The sequence below is a fragment of the Pseudomonas sp. IC_126 genome, assembly GCF_004331835.1.
GTDB lineage: Bacteria > Pseudomonadota > Gammaproteobacteria > Pseudomonadales > Pseudomonadaceae > Stutzerimonas.
The window spans coordinates 497,388-512,682 of record NZ_SJSS01000003.1 but is presented as its reverse complement, the minus strand read 5'-3'; the positions used below and the strand labels follow the sequence as shown (position 1 = coordinate 512,682).

Annotated in this window: 18 protein-coding genes; 8 read left to right on the top strand and 10 right to left on the bottom strand. The window is 61.6% G+C overall.

Annotated features, from left to right (window positions below; translation table 11 throughout):
* Window positions 1-22: 22 nt before the first annotated feature.
* Together E0D86_RS13240 and edd are read right to left on the bottom strand one after the other, a co-directional pair.
* The gene (locus tag E0D86_RS13240; protein ID WP_131650489.1) at window positions 23-994 is read right to left on the bottom strand and encodes a glucokinase; all 972 of its coding nucleotides are present in this window, start codon (window positions 992-994) and stop codon (window positions 23-25) included.
* The gene (gene edd, locus E0D86_RS13235) at window positions 991-2,820 is read right to left on the bottom strand and encodes a phosphogluconate dehydratase (protein WP_131650488.1); all 1,830 of its coding nucleotides are present in this window, start codon (window positions 2,818-2,820) and stop codon (window positions 991-993) included. The genes E0D86_RS13240 and edd overlap by 4 nt, the downstream gene beginning before the upstream one ends.
* A 123-nt stretch (window positions 2,821-2,943) precedes the next feature.
* Between edd and gap the strand changes: the two genes are divergently transcribed.
* Entirely contained in the window at window positions 2,944-3,945 is a 1,002-nt protein-coding gene (gene gap, locus E0D86_RS13230) for a type I glyceraldehyde-3-phosphate dehydrogenase (RefSeq protein ID WP_131650487.1), read from the top strand.
* Between the two features lie 45 nt (window positions 3,946-3,990).
* Window positions 3,991-4,458 (top strand): methylglyoxal synthase, encoded by a 468-nt coding sequence (locus E0D86_RS13225; RefSeq protein WP_131650486.1) that lies wholly within the window; start codon window positions 3,991-3,993, stop codon window positions 4,456-4,458.
* 11 nt (window positions 4,459-4,469) lie between these two features.
* Here E0D86_RS13225 and scpB read toward each other — a convergent pair whose 3' ends face one another.
* The 6 genes from scpB to E0D86_RS13195 all read right to left on the bottom strand — a co-directional run bounded on the left by scpB (window position 4,470) and on the right by E0D86_RS13195 (window position 9,179).
* Window positions 4,470-5,231, bottom strand: a complete 762-nt coding sequence (gene scpB / locus E0D86_RS13220) for an SMC-Scp complex subunit ScpB (protein WP_131650485.1) — start codon at window positions 5,229-5,231, stop codon at window positions 4,470-4,472.
* Window positions 5,232-5,263: 32 nt separating this feature from the next.
* A complete protein-coding gene (locus E0D86_RS13215; protein ID WP_165914245.1) occupies window positions 5,264-5,962 on the bottom strand; it encodes a ScpA family protein in 699 nt (232 codons plus the stop codon).
* 185 nt (window positions 5,963-6,147) lie between these two features.
* A complete protein-coding gene (locus tag E0D86_RS13210) occupies window positions 6,148-7,353 on the bottom strand; it encodes a tryptophan--tRNA ligase (protein WP_131650534.1) in 1,206 nt (401 codons plus the stop codon).
* A gap of 43 nt (window positions 7,354-7,396) precedes the next feature.
* On the bottom strand, window positions 7,397-8,020 hold the full coding sequence (locus E0D86_RS13205; protein ID WP_131650483.1) for an L-threonylcarbamoyladenylate synthase: 624 nt from the start codon (window positions 8,018-8,020) through the stop codon (window positions 7,397-7,399).
* Window positions 8,021-8,033: 13 nt separating this feature from the next.
* Window positions 8,034-8,900 carry a PHP domain-containing protein gene (locus E0D86_RS13200; RefSeq protein WP_131650482.1) on the bottom strand — a complete coding sequence of 289 codons (867 nt, stop codon included), beginning with the start codon at window positions 8,898-8,900 and terminating at the stop codon, window positions 8,034-8,036.
* 15 nt (window positions 8,901-8,915) lie between these two features.
* Window positions 8,916-9,179 (bottom strand): hypothetical protein, encoded by a 264-nt coding sequence (locus E0D86_RS13195; RefSeq protein WP_131650481.1) that lies wholly within the window; start codon window positions 9,177-9,179, stop codon window positions 8,916-8,918.
* On the opposite strand from E0D86_RS13195, the gene E0D86_RS13190 reads away from it, so the two are divergent.
* The 5 genes from E0D86_RS13190 to E0D86_RS13170 all read left to right on the top strand — a co-directional run bounded on the left by E0D86_RS13190 (window position 9,178) and on the right by E0D86_RS13170 (window position 12,578).
* Complete coding sequence (locus tag E0D86_RS13190; RefSeq protein WP_131650480.1) at window positions 9,178-9,477, top strand: YciI family protein; 300 nt, start codon at window positions 9,178-9,180, stop codon at window positions 9,475-9,477. The genes E0D86_RS13195 and E0D86_RS13190 overlap by 2 nt on opposite strands.
* A 65-nt stretch (window positions 9,478-9,542) precedes the next feature.
* The gene (locus tag E0D86_RS13185) at window positions 9,543-9,917 is read left to right on the top strand and encodes a hypothetical protein (protein ID WP_131650479.1); all 375 of its coding nucleotides are present in this window, start codon (window positions 9,543-9,545) and stop codon (window positions 9,915-9,917) included.
* An 18-nt stretch (window positions 9,918-9,935) separates the two neighbouring features.
* Entirely contained in the window at window positions 9,936-10,613 is a 678-nt protein-coding gene (locus tag E0D86_RS13180; RefSeq protein ID WP_131650478.1) for a response regulator transcription factor, read from the top strand.
* 136 nt (window positions 10,614-10,749) lie between these two features.
* Window positions 10,750-11,154 (top strand): Spy/CpxP family protein refolding chaperone, encoded by a 405-nt coding sequence (locus E0D86_RS13175; protein WP_131650533.1) that lies wholly within the window; start codon window positions 10,750-10,752, stop codon window positions 11,152-11,154.
* Window positions 11,155-11,228: 74 nt separating this feature from the next.
* Window positions 11,229-12,578, top strand: coding sequence for a HAMP domain-containing sensor histidine kinase (locus E0D86_RS13170; protein ID WP_131650477.1), 1,350 nt, complete (start codon window positions 11,229-11,231; stop codon window positions 12,576-12,578).
* 2 nt (window positions 12,579-12,580) lie between these two features.
* On the opposite strand, the gene E0D86_RS13165 is transcribed toward E0D86_RS13170, so the two are convergent.
* Together E0D86_RS13165 and E0D86_RS13160 are read right to left on the bottom strand one after the other, a co-directional pair.
* Window positions 12,581-13,147, bottom strand: coding sequence for an NAD(P)H nitroreductase (locus E0D86_RS13165; protein ID WP_131650476.1), 567 nt, complete (start codon window positions 13,145-13,147; stop codon window positions 12,581-12,583).
* Window positions 13,148-13,277: 130 nt separating this feature from the next.
* Window positions 13,278-13,649, bottom strand: coding sequence for a YkgJ family cysteine cluster protein (locus E0D86_RS13160; protein ID WP_131650475.1), 372 nt, complete (start codon window positions 13,647-13,649; stop codon window positions 13,278-13,280).
* Between the two features lie 188 nt (window positions 13,650-13,837).
* Here E0D86_RS13160 and E0D86_RS13155 point away from each other — a divergent pair, with 188 nt between their 5' ends.
* Window positions 13,838-15,292 (top strand): TrkH family potassium uptake protein, encoded by a 1,455-nt coding sequence (locus E0D86_RS13155; protein ID WP_131650474.1) that lies wholly within the window; start codon window positions 13,838-13,840, stop codon window positions 15,290-15,292.
* Window positions 15,293-15,295: the final 3 nt, after the last annotated feature.

Sequence of the window (15,295 nt, the reverse complement as noted above, 5' to 3'; positions counted from 1 at the left end):
CTTGTTCTCGTTTCGATGCGGCTCAGCGCTCGCCCGGTGTGTCCCCCAACAATTGCTGCAAGGCAACGCCTGCGCCTTCCAGTCCCGGGTATTCGGCTGTCACCACCCAGACCGGAACGTCGTCAAAGTACCGGCTCATGCAGCCCTTGTCGCGAAAACTTTGGCTAAAGCCGCTGCGCGCGAAGAACTCGACGAAGCGCGGCACGATGCCCCCGGCAATGTAGACACCGCCGCGTGCGCCAGTCGTCAGCACGTTGTCACCGGCGATCCGACCCAGCCAGGCACAAAATTGTTCCAGCACCGCCTCGGCGTATGCATCGCCCGCCAGCGCAGCGGCGGTAACCTCGGCGGGTGTAGTCAGACGAGGCGCCTCACCATCGAGCGCGCAACTGGCTCGATAGAGCTCCAACAACCCGCCCCCGCTGAGGATCGCCTCGGCATTCACATGACCGAGCTTTTCATGCAGGTGCGCCCACAATGCGGCCTCACGGGTCGTGCCGATCGGCAGGCAGACGTGCCCGCCTTCCCCCGGCAGCGCTCGCCAGTCTCCATCTGCCAATGGCAACAATGTGGCGACTCCGAGCCCGGTGCCGGGTCCGATGACCAGGCGTGCACGGCCCGCCTCGGACTGCCCGGGGCACACCTCGATCAGTTCGCCATCGCGCAGGCGGGTCATGCCCAGCGCCATGGCCGTGAAATCGTTAATTAGCAGCAGATCGCTCAGCCCAAGATCTTCGCAAAAAGCCTTGCGGCTCAGACGCCAGTGATTGTTCGTGAATGCGAACTCATCGCCAGAAACCGGCCCGGCACAGGCCAAGCAAACCGCCTGAAGCGCCTCGACACTCTGACCGACACCGTGCAGGTAAGCACGAATGGCGTCTTCCGGACGCGGATACTCAACGGTCGGCAGCACCCGCACCGACTCGACTCGCTGGTCGCGCCAGAGTGCGAAGCGGGCATTGGTGCCGCCAATATCGCCTACCAGTGCCGTCACTTGAGCACCTCCAGCCCTTCGGTAAACGCACTCGCGCCTTTCTCAGCCGGACTGAAGGCCGCCCGCATGAAACCGAACAGTTCGCGACCACAGCCGATCCCCAGATCACTGGGCGCCGTCACAGGCTCACGGCTATCGAACTCAACCTGATCAACCAGTACGCGCAACTCGCCCGTCTCGCCGTCGACCCGGATGACATCACCGTCACGCAAGCGGCACAGCGGTCCGCCATCGAGCGCCTCGGGGCTGACGTGAATGGCTGCCGGCACCTTGCCCGACGCGCCAGACATGCGACCGTCGGTAACCAACGCCACCTTGTGGCCGCGATCCTGCAAGACACCGAGGAACGGCGTCAGCTTGTGCAGCTCCGGCATGCCGTTGGCCTTGGGTCCTTGGAAGCGCACCACGGCAACGAAATCTTTTTCTAGCTCGCCGTTCATGAACGCCTGGGCCAGTTCGCTCTGGTCGCTGAACACTCGAGCCGGCGCCTCAACCACGCGGTGCTCCGGTGCGACCGCCGATATCTTGGTCACGCTACGGCCGAGGTTGCCCTCCAGCACACGCAGGCCGCCTTCGGGAGAGAAGGCACGTTCAACCGGGCGCAAGATCGCTTCGTCGAGGCTGTTAGCCGGACCTTCCTTCCAAACCAGCGCATCGCCTTCAAGGAAAGGTTCCTGGGTGTAGCGCTTCAACCCCTGACCCACGACCGTGTAAACGTCCTCATGCAGCAAGCCGGCGTCGAGTAACGTGCGAACCATGAACGGCACGCCGCCGCATGCATGGAAATGGTTCACATCGGCCTGCCCATTGGGATAGACCTTCGCCAAGGTCGGCGTCACCGCTGAAATGTCAGCCATGTCTTGCCAGGTCAGCTGAATGCCGGCGGCTTGGGCAAATGCGGGAATATGCAGCGTGTGGTTGGTTGAACCACCGGTGGCATTGAGTGCCACCACCGAATTGATGATCGCCTTCTCGTCGACGATCTTGCACAGCGGCAGGTAGTTGCCGGACTGCGGCGTCAGGCGAGTCACCTGGCGCGCCGCCTCGCGGGTGAGCTCGTCACGCAGCGGCGTGTAGGGATTGACGAAGGACGAGCCCGGCAAGTGCAGGCCCATGATTTCCATCACCACCTGATTGGTGTTCGCCGTGCCGTAGAAGGTGCAGGTGCCGGGGCTGTGATAGGAAAGCATTTCCGACTCTAGCAGCTCCTCGCGGCTGGCCTTGCCTTCGGCGTAACGCTGACGAACCTCGGCCTTCTGCTTGTTGGGAATGCCCGATGGCATCGGCCCGCCAGGCACGAATACCGCCGGCAGATGACCGAAGCGCAAGGCGCCGATCATCAGGCCCGGGATGATCTTGTCGCAAATACCCAGGTAGAGCGCCGCATCGAACATGTTGTGTGACAGCGCGATGGCAGTGGCCATAGCGATCACTTCACGACTGGCCAAGCTCAGCTCCATCCCCGCCTCGCCCTGTGTGACGCCGTCGCACATGGCCGGCACGCCGCCGGCGAATTGTCCGACCGAACCAACGTCACGCAGCGCCTGCTTGATGATTTCGGGGAAGTGCTCGTACGGCTGGTGCGCCGACAACATGTCGTTGTAGGACGAGACGATAGCCACGTTGGCCTCGTTCATCAGGCGCAGCTTCTGCTTGTCTCCAGCGGACGCGCAACCGGCCACGCCATGGGCAAAGTTAGCGCACTGGAGCCGGCCACGCTGAGGCCCATCGCTCGCCGCGCCGGCCATCTGGGCAAGGTAGCGCTGCCGGGTTAGCCGGCTGCGCTCGATCAAACGTTCGGTAACCTCTTGAATCCGCGGGTGCATGCCATCACTCCTGCATATTAATCTTTGGTTTTATCAACAAAACAACGTGGATACGGGCTTGATTTCTATTCTGACAGGAATAATCTTGTCATTCCCACAACAAATTCCCATCAGGACCCATTTATGACTATTCGCATCGCCATCAACGGCTTCGGTCGTATCGGACGCAATGTTCTTCGCGCTCTTTACAGCTCGAGCTACCGCGAACATATGCAGGTCGTGGCGATCAATGACCTCGGCAGCTCGGCGATGAATGCCCACCTTTTGCAGTACGACAGCGTTCACGGCCATTTCGACGCAAAAATCGAGGTCGGCGAAGATCGTCTAGTGGTCAATGGCGATCCGATTGCCGTGTCCGCGATCCGTAACCCGGCCGAGCTTCCCTGGCGCCAGCACAGGGTCGATGTGGTGTTCGAGTGTACCGGTCTCTTCACCTCTCGCGAAAAGGCAAGCGCTCACCTCGAAGCCGGCGCCGCCAAGGTCATCATTTCCGCTCCGGCCTCCGGCGCCGATGCCACCATCGTCTATGGCGTCAACGATGACATTCTGCGTCAGTCGCACCAGATCATTTCCAACGCGTCGTGCACCACCAACTGCCTGGCTCCGGTCGCCCAAGTGCTGTCACGAGAACTGGGCATCGAGCATGGCCTGATGACCACCATCCATGCCTATACCAACGACCAGAATCTGTCCGACGTTTACCACAGCGACCCCTACCGTGCGCGGTCGGCTACGCAGTCGATGATTCCAACCAAGACCGGCGCCGCCGAAGCCGTTGGCCTGGTGCTGCCGGAACTGGCAGGCAAGCTGACCGGCATGGCCGTACGTGTGCCGGTGATCAATGTCTCGCTGGTGGACCTGACCCTGGAGCTCAGCCGCGAAACCAGCGTGGACGAGGTCAACGCACTGATGCTGGACGCCAGTCAGCGCTCGCCAATACTGGCCTGTAATTCGCTGCCGCTGGTTTCCTGCGACTTCAACCACAACCCGATGTCCTCCATCTTCGACACCAACCACACCAAGGTTAGCGGACGCCTGCTGAAAGTGATGGCCTGGTACGACAACGAATGGGGATTCTCCAACCGGATGCTGGACACCTGCCGCGCGCTCTACGAAGCAGCATGATCAGCGACCAGATCTCAGCATCGACTCGGTAGACCAGAGAAGAAAATGAATCGCATCGATTTCGTCACCGCGACACTGCCCGCCCGCAAGCGCATTGCGCTGGTCGCGCACGACCACTGCAAGGAGCGCTTGCTGGACTGGGCGAAGCGGCAGAAAGAGCAACTGGCGAAGCACGAGTTGCTCGCGACCGGCACCACCGGACTGCTGCTCGGGCAGCGCCTGGGCCTGCCGGTGGAGTGCATGATCAGCGGTCCGCTAGGCGGTGACCAGCAGATCGGCGCGCGCATTGCTGAACGACGAATCGATGTACTGGTGTTCTTCTGGGATCCCTTCGAGCCGCAGCCGCATGACCCGGACGTCAAAGCGCTGCTGCGGGTCGCCGCGGTGTGGAACATTCCGCTGGCGGCCAACGAGAGCAGTGCCGACTATCTGCTCTCCAGCCCGCTGCTCTATCAGGCCCACAGCCTGAGTATTCCGGACTACAGCAGCTACCTGGCAGGGCGCCAGTTATAGGCTCATCAAGCCTACAGATTGTCGTCTGGAATGCGCTGATCTTCATCGACCTCGGCAGCGTCGCGCAGGTCGTCGAAGTCCGTCTTTAGGCCAGTCTCCATGCTGTCGAGCTCTGCCAGCAGGCTGCGGAAGCTGGTCTGCTCGCGCGGCGCTTCAGCTTGCAGTTCCAGGTCGGCGCGCGCCTGGAACGCATCAGGCACGGGCGCTTCTTCGACATCGACCGGCAGCGGGGCGGGTTCCATTTCGCGCAGCACCGCTAACGGCGGCAGCTCATCGAGGCTCTTCAGATTGAAGTGGTCGAGAAACTGCCTGGTAGTAGCGAACATCGCCGGCCGCCCCGGCACGTCGCGATGACCAACCACGCGCACCCATTCGCGCTCCAGCAGCGTCTTCACGATCTGGCTGTTGACCGCGACGCCACGAACGTCTTCGATCTCGCCACGCGTGATTGGCTGGCGGTAGGCGATCAACACCAGCGTTTCCAGCAGCGCGCGCGAATAGCGCTGCGGCCGCTCTTCCCAGAGCCGACCCACCCAGGGTGAAAAGCGCTCGCGGACCTGAAGGCGATAGCCACTGGCGACTTCCTTGAGCTCGAACGCACGGTCCTTGCAGGATTTCTCCAGCACGCCCAGCGCCTTGCGCAGCAATGATGGCGACGGGCGTTCGGCTTCATCGAACAGCTCGGACATCCGCTCGATGGACATCGGCTTGCCGGAAGCCAGCAGGAAAGCTTCGAGCAGCGAAGCGAGATCCTTGGGATCGGAAAGATTCAACCTGAATTACCTCGACTCATCCGTGCGCGACATTATTCGACCCGAGCCCGAACGTGAATGGGTGCGAAGGGTTCATTCTGCACCAACTCAACCAGCGACTCCTTGACCAGCTCAAGCACGGCCATGAACGTCACCACCACGCCGAGCCGGCCCTCGTCCAGTGTGAACAACGCGACGAAAGGCACGAATGCCCCGCCCTTGAGGCGCTCCAGTACATCGCTCATGCGCTCGCGAGTCGACAGCGTCTCGCGCGTTACCTGATGGCTTTCGAACATATCGGCACGACGCAGCACCTCGGCCATGGAAATCAGCAGTTCCTCCAGACTAACCTCGGGCAACAGTTTGCGCGCCCGTGCGTCCGGCGCATCCAGCCGTGGCACGTGCAGCTCGCGGCCAACTCGCGGTAGCTCGTCGAGATCCTCCGAAGCAGACTTGAAGCGCTCGTACTCCTGCAAGCGACGTATCAGCTCGGCACGCGGATCGAGCTCGTCCTCCTCGACCTCGGCCGAACGCGGCAGCAGCATGCGCGACTTGATCTCGGCCAGCATCGCCGCCATCACCAGATATTCAGCCGCCAGTTCCAGGCGCACGGCCTTCATCAGCTCGACGTAGCCCATGTACTGGCGGGTAATTTCCGCCACCGGGATATCAAGGATGTCGATGTTCTGCTTGCGTATCAGGTAAAGCAGCAAATCCAGCGGCCCTTCGAACGCCTCGAGAAAAACCTCCAGCGCATCCGGCGGAATGTAGAGGTCCTGCGGCAGATCGTTGAAAGCCTCGCCGTAGACAAGCGCCAGCCGCAGCTGCTCGCCGGGCGGATCGATCGCAACCTCGGCCTGGGGGTCCTGCATGCTCTCTCCATGAAATGTACGGACATCGGAAGCGGCGCAGCTTATGCCGGCCGTCCTGTTGTGCTCTAGCGGTAATTCAGACCCATTGCCTGACGCACGACCACCAAGGTTTCGCGGGCTTCATCGCGGGCCTGCTCGGCGCCCTCGGCAAGGATGCTTCGCACCAGATCCGGATTCTGCTCGTAGTCCTGAGCCCGCTCCTGCAGCGGCGCCAGCTCGAGTTTGATCGCTTCTATCAGCGGTGCCTTGCACTCCAGGCAGCCAATACCCGCACTGCGGCAGCCCTGTTCGGCCCACTGACAGACATCCTCCGCCGAATGCGAAAGATGCATCGACCACACCGGACAACGCGTCGGCTCACCGGGATCGTGACGATGTACCCGTGCCGGGTCGGTAGGCATGCGCTTGATCTTTTCTTCGATCTCGGCAGGCGTGTCACGCAGGAAGATGGAATTACTGGCCGATTTGGCCATCTTGCCGCCGTCCAGGCCCGACAGCTTGGGGGAATCGCTCAATAACGCCTGGGGCTCGGGCAACAACAGTCGGCCGCTCCCCTCCAGATATCCAAACAGACGCTCCTGGTCACCGATGGTGATGGTCTGCTGGTCTTTGAGCAGCGCACGGGCGGTGTTCAGTGCCTCGAGATCGCCCTGCTCCTGATAACTCCTGCGCAGGCTGGCGTAGAGTTTGGAACTCTTTTTGCCGAGTTTGCGGATCGCCGCTTCGGCCTTTACCTCGAAATCCTCTTCGCTGCCGTAAAGGTGATTGAAGCGCCGCGCGACCTCGCGTGCGAATTCGATATGCGGCAGCTGGTCAGCCCCCACCGGCACGACTCCGGCGCGGTACGCAAGAATGTCTGCAGCCTGGAGCAGCGGGTAACCGAGGAAGCCGTACGTATCGATATCCTTTTGCTGCGAATCGGGCTGCTGCTCCTTGTAGGAGGGTATGCGCTCCAGCCAAGGCAACGGACAGATCATCGACAAGAGCAGATGCAACTCGGCGTGCTCGACTACTTGGGACTGAATGAACATGGTCGCCGAGCTTGGACTGACGCCCGCCGCCAGCCAATCGATCGCCATCTCCTGCACATTGCGCGCGATATCGCTACCCGCCGCGTGGTCGGTGGTCAGGGCATGCCAGTCGACGATGCAGAAGAAACACTGATACTCATGCTGCATCCTTACCCAATTCTTCAGCACGCCGTGGTAATGACCGAGATGAAGACGGCCGCTGGGCCGCATACCGGACACCACACGTCGCTGCGATTCCATGGAACTCAAAAGGGTTTCCTTCGTAAATTTCGAAAAAAGCGGGTCAGACGATAAAGGGTGCGGGATCGCCGCAACCGACACGCAGCACTTCTGGATCGCCATCTACCAGACTGATCACCGTTGAAGCTTCGATGCCACCGTAACCGCCGTCGATGATCAGGTCTACCTGATGCTCCAGCGCATCACGCATTTCATAAGGATCACTCATCGGCTCGGTCTCCCCAGGCAGAATGAGACTGACGCTCATCAGTGGCTCACCCAGTTCAGCGAGCAGCGCCTGAGCGATCGGCTGCGCGGGGACCCGCAGCCCAATAGTGCGACGCTTGGGGTGCAGCAGCATACGCGGCACCTCACGCGTCGCGCTGAGAATGATGGTGTAGGGTCCGGGAAGATGCGTCTTCAAGAGGCGGAAAGCCGACGTGTCCACCTTGGCGAACAACCCGAGCTGGGAAAGATCGCGACAGACCAGCGTGAAATTGTGCTTGTCATCCAGCTGTCGCAAGCGGCGAATTCGCTCGATCCCGGCCTTGTTGCCCATCGAACAGCCGATGGCGTAGGACGAGTCGGTGGGATAGATCACCACCCCGCCGCCGCGAATGATTTCCACGGCCTGCTTGATCAGCCGGACTTGAGGGTTTTCGGGATGTATCTGAAAGAACTGGCTCATGAATACTCCGTGCTCAGCTGGCAACAGATTCGCCTGGCCCATGATCGAAATGCCTCCAAAGCGGTTGCAGATCTTCCGGCAAAGTTCGATACAGCCCCAGCTCCGACCAGTCGCCGGGCGCATGGAAATCACTGCCGATGCTGGCCATCAAGCCGAATTCACGAGCCAGTATCGACAACCCACCAACCTGCTCGAGCGGCTGCATGCCGTTGACGACTTCCAGCGCATGGCCACCAGCTTGGGCGAACTCGCTCACCAGACGTCGACGCTTGCTACGAGTGAAGTCGTATTGCCAGGGATGCGCCAGACTGATCCAGGCTCCGGCGTCACGCAGCGTCATTACGGTTTGCTCGAGGCTCGGCCAGTGCTGTTTGACGTCGCCGAGCTTGCCAGACCCCAGCCACTTGCGGAACGCTTCGGCGCGGTCACGTACATGGCCCGCGCGTACCAGGTATTCAGCGAAATGAGGACGCGCCGGGGCGTTATCGCTATCGCCCAGTTCCTGCTGGACGGCGCGTGCGCCTTCCATCGCTCCCGGCATACCTTTCGCTTCCAGGCGCTGGGCGATGAGTTCCGCGCGCTGCCAACGACCGCTATGCAATTGCGCAATGGCCTGCTGCAACGCGACCGCGTCCCGGCGAAAGGCGTAGCCGAGCACGTGAATGGTCGCACCGCTCCACAGACACGAAAGCTCGATGCCATTGACCAGCCGAACGCCCAGCGAATCGGCCATGGCCCGAGCAGCATCGAGGCCTTCCAATGTGTCGTGGTCGGTCAGCGCGAGCAGCTCGATACCGCGTGCATGTGCCCGCTCCACCAGCGCAGCAGGCGCCAGCGCGCCATCTGACGCGGTACTGTGGCAATGCAGATCAACAATCATTCGGGACCTTTTCTCTTAGGGCTTGGCGGCTCTTTGGTTCTGACCGCCATGGTCGGTGCTCGTGCCGTTATCGAGTTTGGCAAAAGCTTGCGCCGCGTCCAGGAAATGACCTGCGGACAGCGTTTCGCCAAAAGCGCGGTTTGTTATTATGCCGGTCACTTGCCGCTTCTGGCTCGCTCCGAGAAACAAATCGTCGAGGTCATGCCCCGGGCCTTGCCTGCGCTGCAGGTGGTCTATCCGGTCCGCCACTTCCCGAACCTGAACAATAGGAGTCAACATGCTTTACGCCATCATCGCTACCGATGTACCCGGCTCGCTGGAAAATCGTCTGGCTTCGCGCCCGGCTCACTTGGCGCGTCTCGAACAGCTGAAAGCCGAAGGTCGTATGGTCCTGGCCGGCCCGCATCCTGCAATCGACAGCAATGACCCAGGCGCTGCCGGCTTCAGCGGAAGCCTGGTGGTCGCCGAATTCGAATCTCTGCAAGCCGCCCAAGAATGGGCCGCCGCCGATCCGTATAAGGCCGCCGGCGTCTATGGCGACGTAGTGGTCAAGCCTTTCAAGCAAGTATTTCCCTGAGCCAATCGGTCGCAATATCCGTCAGCCGCAGGATTTCCGCGGCCCGTTGAAGAAAAGGAGTTCCGATGCGCCAAGGTTTGCCGTCCCTGCTGCTGGCCCTGAGTTTCGCCATATCGTATGTGCATGCCGATGAAGGTTCGCCCGATCCAACCGCCGCAAGGCAAGCCGGACTGGAGCAACGCCTGTCCGATAACGAACTTCAACGCAACGAACCGAGCAATGGCCCGGGCATAACCGATGCCGAACGGGCACAACTGGCGCAACTGCGCCGAGAAAACCAGCAACTGCGCCTGCAACTGCAGCACGGGCAGCCACAGCAGAAACGCTGGCTGAACGACCAGCAACAATGGTTCGCCGTTGGCGGAGGCGTCGGCGTGCTGGGCTTCCTGCTTGGCGTCCTGACCACCCGGGGGCGTCGCCGTCGGCAATGGCTCAATTGAAGTGGATACGAACGAAGCATGAGCGAACTGCTGCTGATAGATGACGACGAGGAGCTCTGCGAGCTGCTCGTGAGTTGGCTGGCCCAAGAGGGATTCGTCGCCCGCGCCTGCCATGATGGCCAAAGCGCCCGTGCCGCGCTGGCCGAACACCCGCCCGCAGCGGTGGTGCTCGATGTGATGCTGCCCGACGGCAGCGGCCTTGAATTGCTCAAGCAATTGCGCAGTGAACACCGCGATCTGCCGGTGCTGATGCTCTCGGGCCGCGGCGAGCCGCTGGATCGCATCCTTGGGCTGGAACTGGGCGCCGACGACTATCTGGCCAAACCATGCGATCCGCGCGAACTCACCGCCCGGCTACGCGCCGTGCTGCGCCGCACTCAGCCGGCGAGCGCGCCGACCCAGCTGGAACTGGGCGACCTTTGTTACAGCCCCGCCCGAGGCATCGCCAATGTCGGCGAGCATGAAGTGACGCTGACACTGTCCGAGGGTCGGATCCTCGAAGCGCTGCTCAGCCAACCCGGCGAGCCTCTGGACAAGCAAGCGCTGGCGCAACTTGCCCTTGGCCGCAAACTGACCCTGTACGACCGCAGCCTCGACATGCACGTCAGCAATCTGCGTCGCAAACTCGGCCCTCACCCTGACGGACGTCCACGGATCGTCGCGTTGCGCAGCCGCGGTTACCTTTACGCTTCCTGATTGGCTTTACCGAGCCTTTACCCTGGCCTGACCGCTCTTGACCTTGCGCGCCCTAGACTGAGCTCATCCGGTCGAAGCCCGAACGAGCACAAGCGCTCAGCGGAGATCGGTTCCCTTACCCAGGAGAGACCTCATGATGCGCAAGACTCTGATTGCCGTGCTTTTCGCCTCCACCCTGCCCACCATTGCCCTGGCGATGCCCGACGGCAACCATCGCCACCACGGCGGCAAGCACGCCCCCTTCGAACAGCTGGACCTAACCAAGGAGCAGAAGCGGGAAATGCGCGAGCTGATGGGTCAACAGATGAAGAGCCATCGCGAGATCACCCAGCGCTACCTCGACAAACTGCCTGAAGCCGAGCGCAAAGCCATGCAGGACGAACTGAAGACCAGCAAAGAGAACACGCACAAGCAAATCCGCAGCCTGCTCAAGCCAGAGCAGCAGAAACAGTTCGATGAAATGCACGAGAAGATGGAAGCCAAGCGTGCCGAACGCGCCGAGTTCAAGCAGTGGAAAGCCGAGCGCGAAAAGAATAGCTGACCCTTAGCTGAAACCAACCCGCCCGGCTCGCGCGTTATTAGCCGCCAGCCGGGCTTCGTCGTGGAGATTGACCGGTGCGATCACTGTTCTGGCGCATCCTTGCAACATTCTGGCTGGCCATCGCGCTGGTAGCGGGCCTCGCCATGCTGCTGGGCCATGCGCTGAATCAGGACACCTGGATCGTCAATCGGCATCCGGGCGTGCAGGGACTGGCGGAGCTATGGACGAAGGTCTACGAACGTCAGGGAGCCCTTCCCGCTCAATTTTTCCTTGAGCGCCATCGGCAACGCTTTCATATCGATGTGCAGGTACTGGCCGAGAACGGCCAGCCGGTCATTCGTGGGACCTTTCCGGCCCGTGCCGCGGCGTTCGAAGCCCGTCAGGAAAACCGCTCGGGACGCCTGCCCTGGCGGCGGCTGACAGCCGACTACACCAGCCCGCTCAGTGGCGAAACTTATCTATTCATCTACCGCATTCCCAACTCGGAACTACAGGCCTGGCACCGTGGCAGTCTGTTCTGGCCGTTGAGCGCGATAGCCATCGCGCTGGTCGTGCTGACCGGCTTCAGCCTGCTGCTCACGCTGTCCATCACCCGTCCACTCGATCGCCTGCGCAGCGCCGTGCATGATCTCGGGCAGACCGCTTACCAACAGAACTCGCTGGCCCGCCTGGCCACACGGCGCGATGAACTTGGCGTACTGGCCAAGGACTTCAACCGCATGGGCGCTCGGCTGCAGAGCCTGATCGGCAGCCAGCGACAGCTGCTGCGTGACGTCTCCCATGAATTGCGTTCGCCGCTCGCACGCCTGCGCATCGCCCTGGCGCTCGCTGAACGGGCAACCCCGGCGGAACGTGAAGTCATCTGGCCGCGGCTGGCCAAGGAATGCGATCGGCTGGAAGCGCTGATCAGCGAAATTCTCGAACTGGCACGATTGGACGCCGAACCGGGCGCGGCGTCAGCCATCGATCTGCCGTTGATATTCGAACAGCTGGAAGAAAACGCACGCATCGTGTCGCCAGCCCAGCGCATCGAAACCTGCCTGGAAACCGAAATCGTGCCGCACGGCTGGCCGAACATGCTTGAACGTGCGCTGGACAATCTGCTGCGCAATGCGCTGCGCTTCAATCCAGAGGGTTCACCGATCGAATTACGCGCCCGAACCGAAGGCGACTGCCTGATGCTGAGCGTTCGCGATCATGGCCCAGGCGTGGATGAGGCCCATCTGGCGCGCTTGAGCGAACCGTTCTTCCGTGCTCCGGGACAGACCACCGCCGGCCACGGGCTGGGCTTGGCAATTGCCCGCCGCGCCGCCGAACGGCATGGTGGCGAGCTACTGCTGGACAATCACCCCGAGGGCGGTTTCATCGCCAGCCTGAAGCTACCGCTGAACTCGCCCGGCCCGAAGCTGCCGCGTCCTGATTGAGGCTATTTCGCCCCGCTCCATTGGCTGACGAAGTCTCGCGGATCCAGCTCGGGCGGCGTTCGTGTACTGCCGTCCGGCGTTCCCAGATAAATGAAACCAAGCACCTGTTCATCGGCGGCCAGCCCCAGTTCTCGGGACACATGCCGATCATAGGAGAACTCGCCCGTACGCCAGACGGCCCCCAACCCCTGTGCGTGCGCCGCCAGCAACATACCGTGCGCCGCGCAGCCGACCGCAAGCACCTGTTCGGTGTCGGGCACCTTCGGATGAGGCAAAATTCGGGCAACGACCACCACTACCATCGGCGCCCGGAGCGGCATCTTGCGCGCCTTACGTAACGCCTCGTCGGCGGCGTCCGGCTGGCGCAAGCCAAGCGCCTCGGCGTACAGCTCACCCAGGCGCTCGCGCGCCTCTCCTTGAATGGTCAGGAAACGCCACGGGCGAAGCTGGCCATGATCCGGGGCACGTAGCGCGGCACGGAAAAGCAGATCCAGCTGGGCATCGGTCGGCGCCGGATCGACGAGTCGCGTAACGGAAACACGGTTGAGCAGCAGGTCGAGAGCATCCATTGATCATCTCCAAAAAAGAGTCGGACATTCTAGAGGCTGTTTCCGTTTCGCTGCGAGCCGCGTTGTCGTATTGCCGTGACGGTGTGGAAACAGCCGAATGTACGATCGTTCGGCTGTGATCGCGTTAGCGTCAGGCCACGCGATCGGGCGACAGATGTGGCTCCAGCGGCGGCGTCAGCGGAGGCAGGCCATGGGCTGCCCGTGCCGCGTCGCAAAGGGCGTTGTGCTGACCATCAGCCCAGGACGCCTCGAATTCGCGGCAGGTGCTCGAGCGTTGCTCATACATCGTGCAGCGCACCCCACAACCGACATCGCCCAGCAACCCGACGCACCGCGCGGGCCTGGATTCAGTGCCGCGCATCGCAACGAGAAACGGGCTGACCTGCACGGTCGCCCCATCGGGAACGGTACCGCCGGACGAAGTGCACTCGCCCCAGAAGAAAGACACACGAAAATGCGCGCAGCAGGCGCCACACGTAAGGCAGGGATTGTCGATTGACATGGAAGGTGAACACCCAGAAACCGGGAAAGGGCCGGCGCCCGGGCAGCTATTCTATTCATCGCAACGGACTTGGGAAGAGCCTCAGAGGGCGCGCCGAGAAAGATTTATCAGCTGGCCGATAGTCGGTTTACTGGCGACGTAAGCCGCGTAGAATGGCGGGTCTGTTTTCGAGCCGAGCAGCATCACACATGGCCCTGCCGACCCTGCGCATCATCGGTTTCATTCTCGGCATTTTCCTGATCACACTTGCAATCAGCATGGTCGTTCCGATGATCACGCTGTTGGCGTTCGATCGTACCGATGATCTCCAGGCGTTTCTCTGGGCCAGTCTCATCACCTTTGGCTCCGGCATTGGGCTGATCGCCCCCGGACGCCCCACAACGGCTCAGATGCGCCCGCGCGACATGTACTTTCTCACCACGGTCAGCTGGCTGGTGGTCTGCTGTTTCGCCGCGCTGCCAATGATGCTGATCCAGCACATGAGCTATACCGACGCGTTCTTCGAAACGATGTCAGGCATTACTACCACAGGCTCGACCGTGATCTCGGGGCTCGACTCGGCCTCACCCGGCCTGTTGATGTGGCGCTCCATGTTGCAGTGGCTTGGAGGCATTGGCTTCATCGGCATGGCGGTGGCCATTCTGCCGTTGCTGCGAATCGGTGGCATGAGGCTGTTCCAGACCGAATCCTCCGACTGGTCGTCGCAAAAGGCGATGCCGCGCTCGCACGTCATGGTCAAGTGGATTCTGATCGTCTATCTCGCGCTCACCTTGCTTTGCGGCATCGCCTATTGGCTAAGCGGGATGACACCGTTCGAAGCCATCAACCATTCGATGACCACCATCGCCACCGGCGGCTATTCCACGTCCGATAGCTCCATGGCCAAGTTCACGCCCGCAGCGCACTGGGTAGCCGTGCTCTTCATGATATTAGGGGGGCTACCCTTCATCCTGATGGTCTCGACCATACGCGGAAACCGCTACGCCTTGGTTCGGGACCAACAAGTGCAAGGCTTCGTCGGCATTTTGCTGATCATGTGCCTGGCTTTCGCGATCTGGCTGACGCTCAATTCCCACTACCCGTTCTTCGAGGCACTTCGCATCGTCTCGCTGAACGTGGTTTCGGTAGTCACGACCACCGGATTCGCGCTAGGCGATTACACGCTATGGGGCGACTTCGCGGTGCTGGCGTTCTTCTATCTGACCTTCATCGGCGGCTGCTCGGGATCGACTTCCGGTGGCCTGAAGATCTTCAGATTCCAGGTTGCCTACTCCTTGCTACGCGCCAACCTAGCGCAGCTCGTGCACCCTCGCGCCGTCATCCGGCAGCAATACAACAGGCACACCCTGGACGAGGAAATCGTCCGATCGATCCTGACGTTCTCGTTCTTCTTCACCATCACCATCGGCGCTCTAGCTCTGGCACTCGCCCTGCTCGGCCTGGACATGTTGACGGCGCTCACCGCGGCGGCAACCGCCGTCTGTAACGTAGGGCCAGGTCTGGGACCTATCATCGGTCCGGCCGGCAACTTCTCGACCTTACCGGACGCCGCCAAGTGGCTGCTGTCGGCCGGAATGCTGCTCGGTCGTCTGGAAATCATCACCGTGCTGGTCATGTTGACTCCATCGTTCTGGCGCCACTAAGAC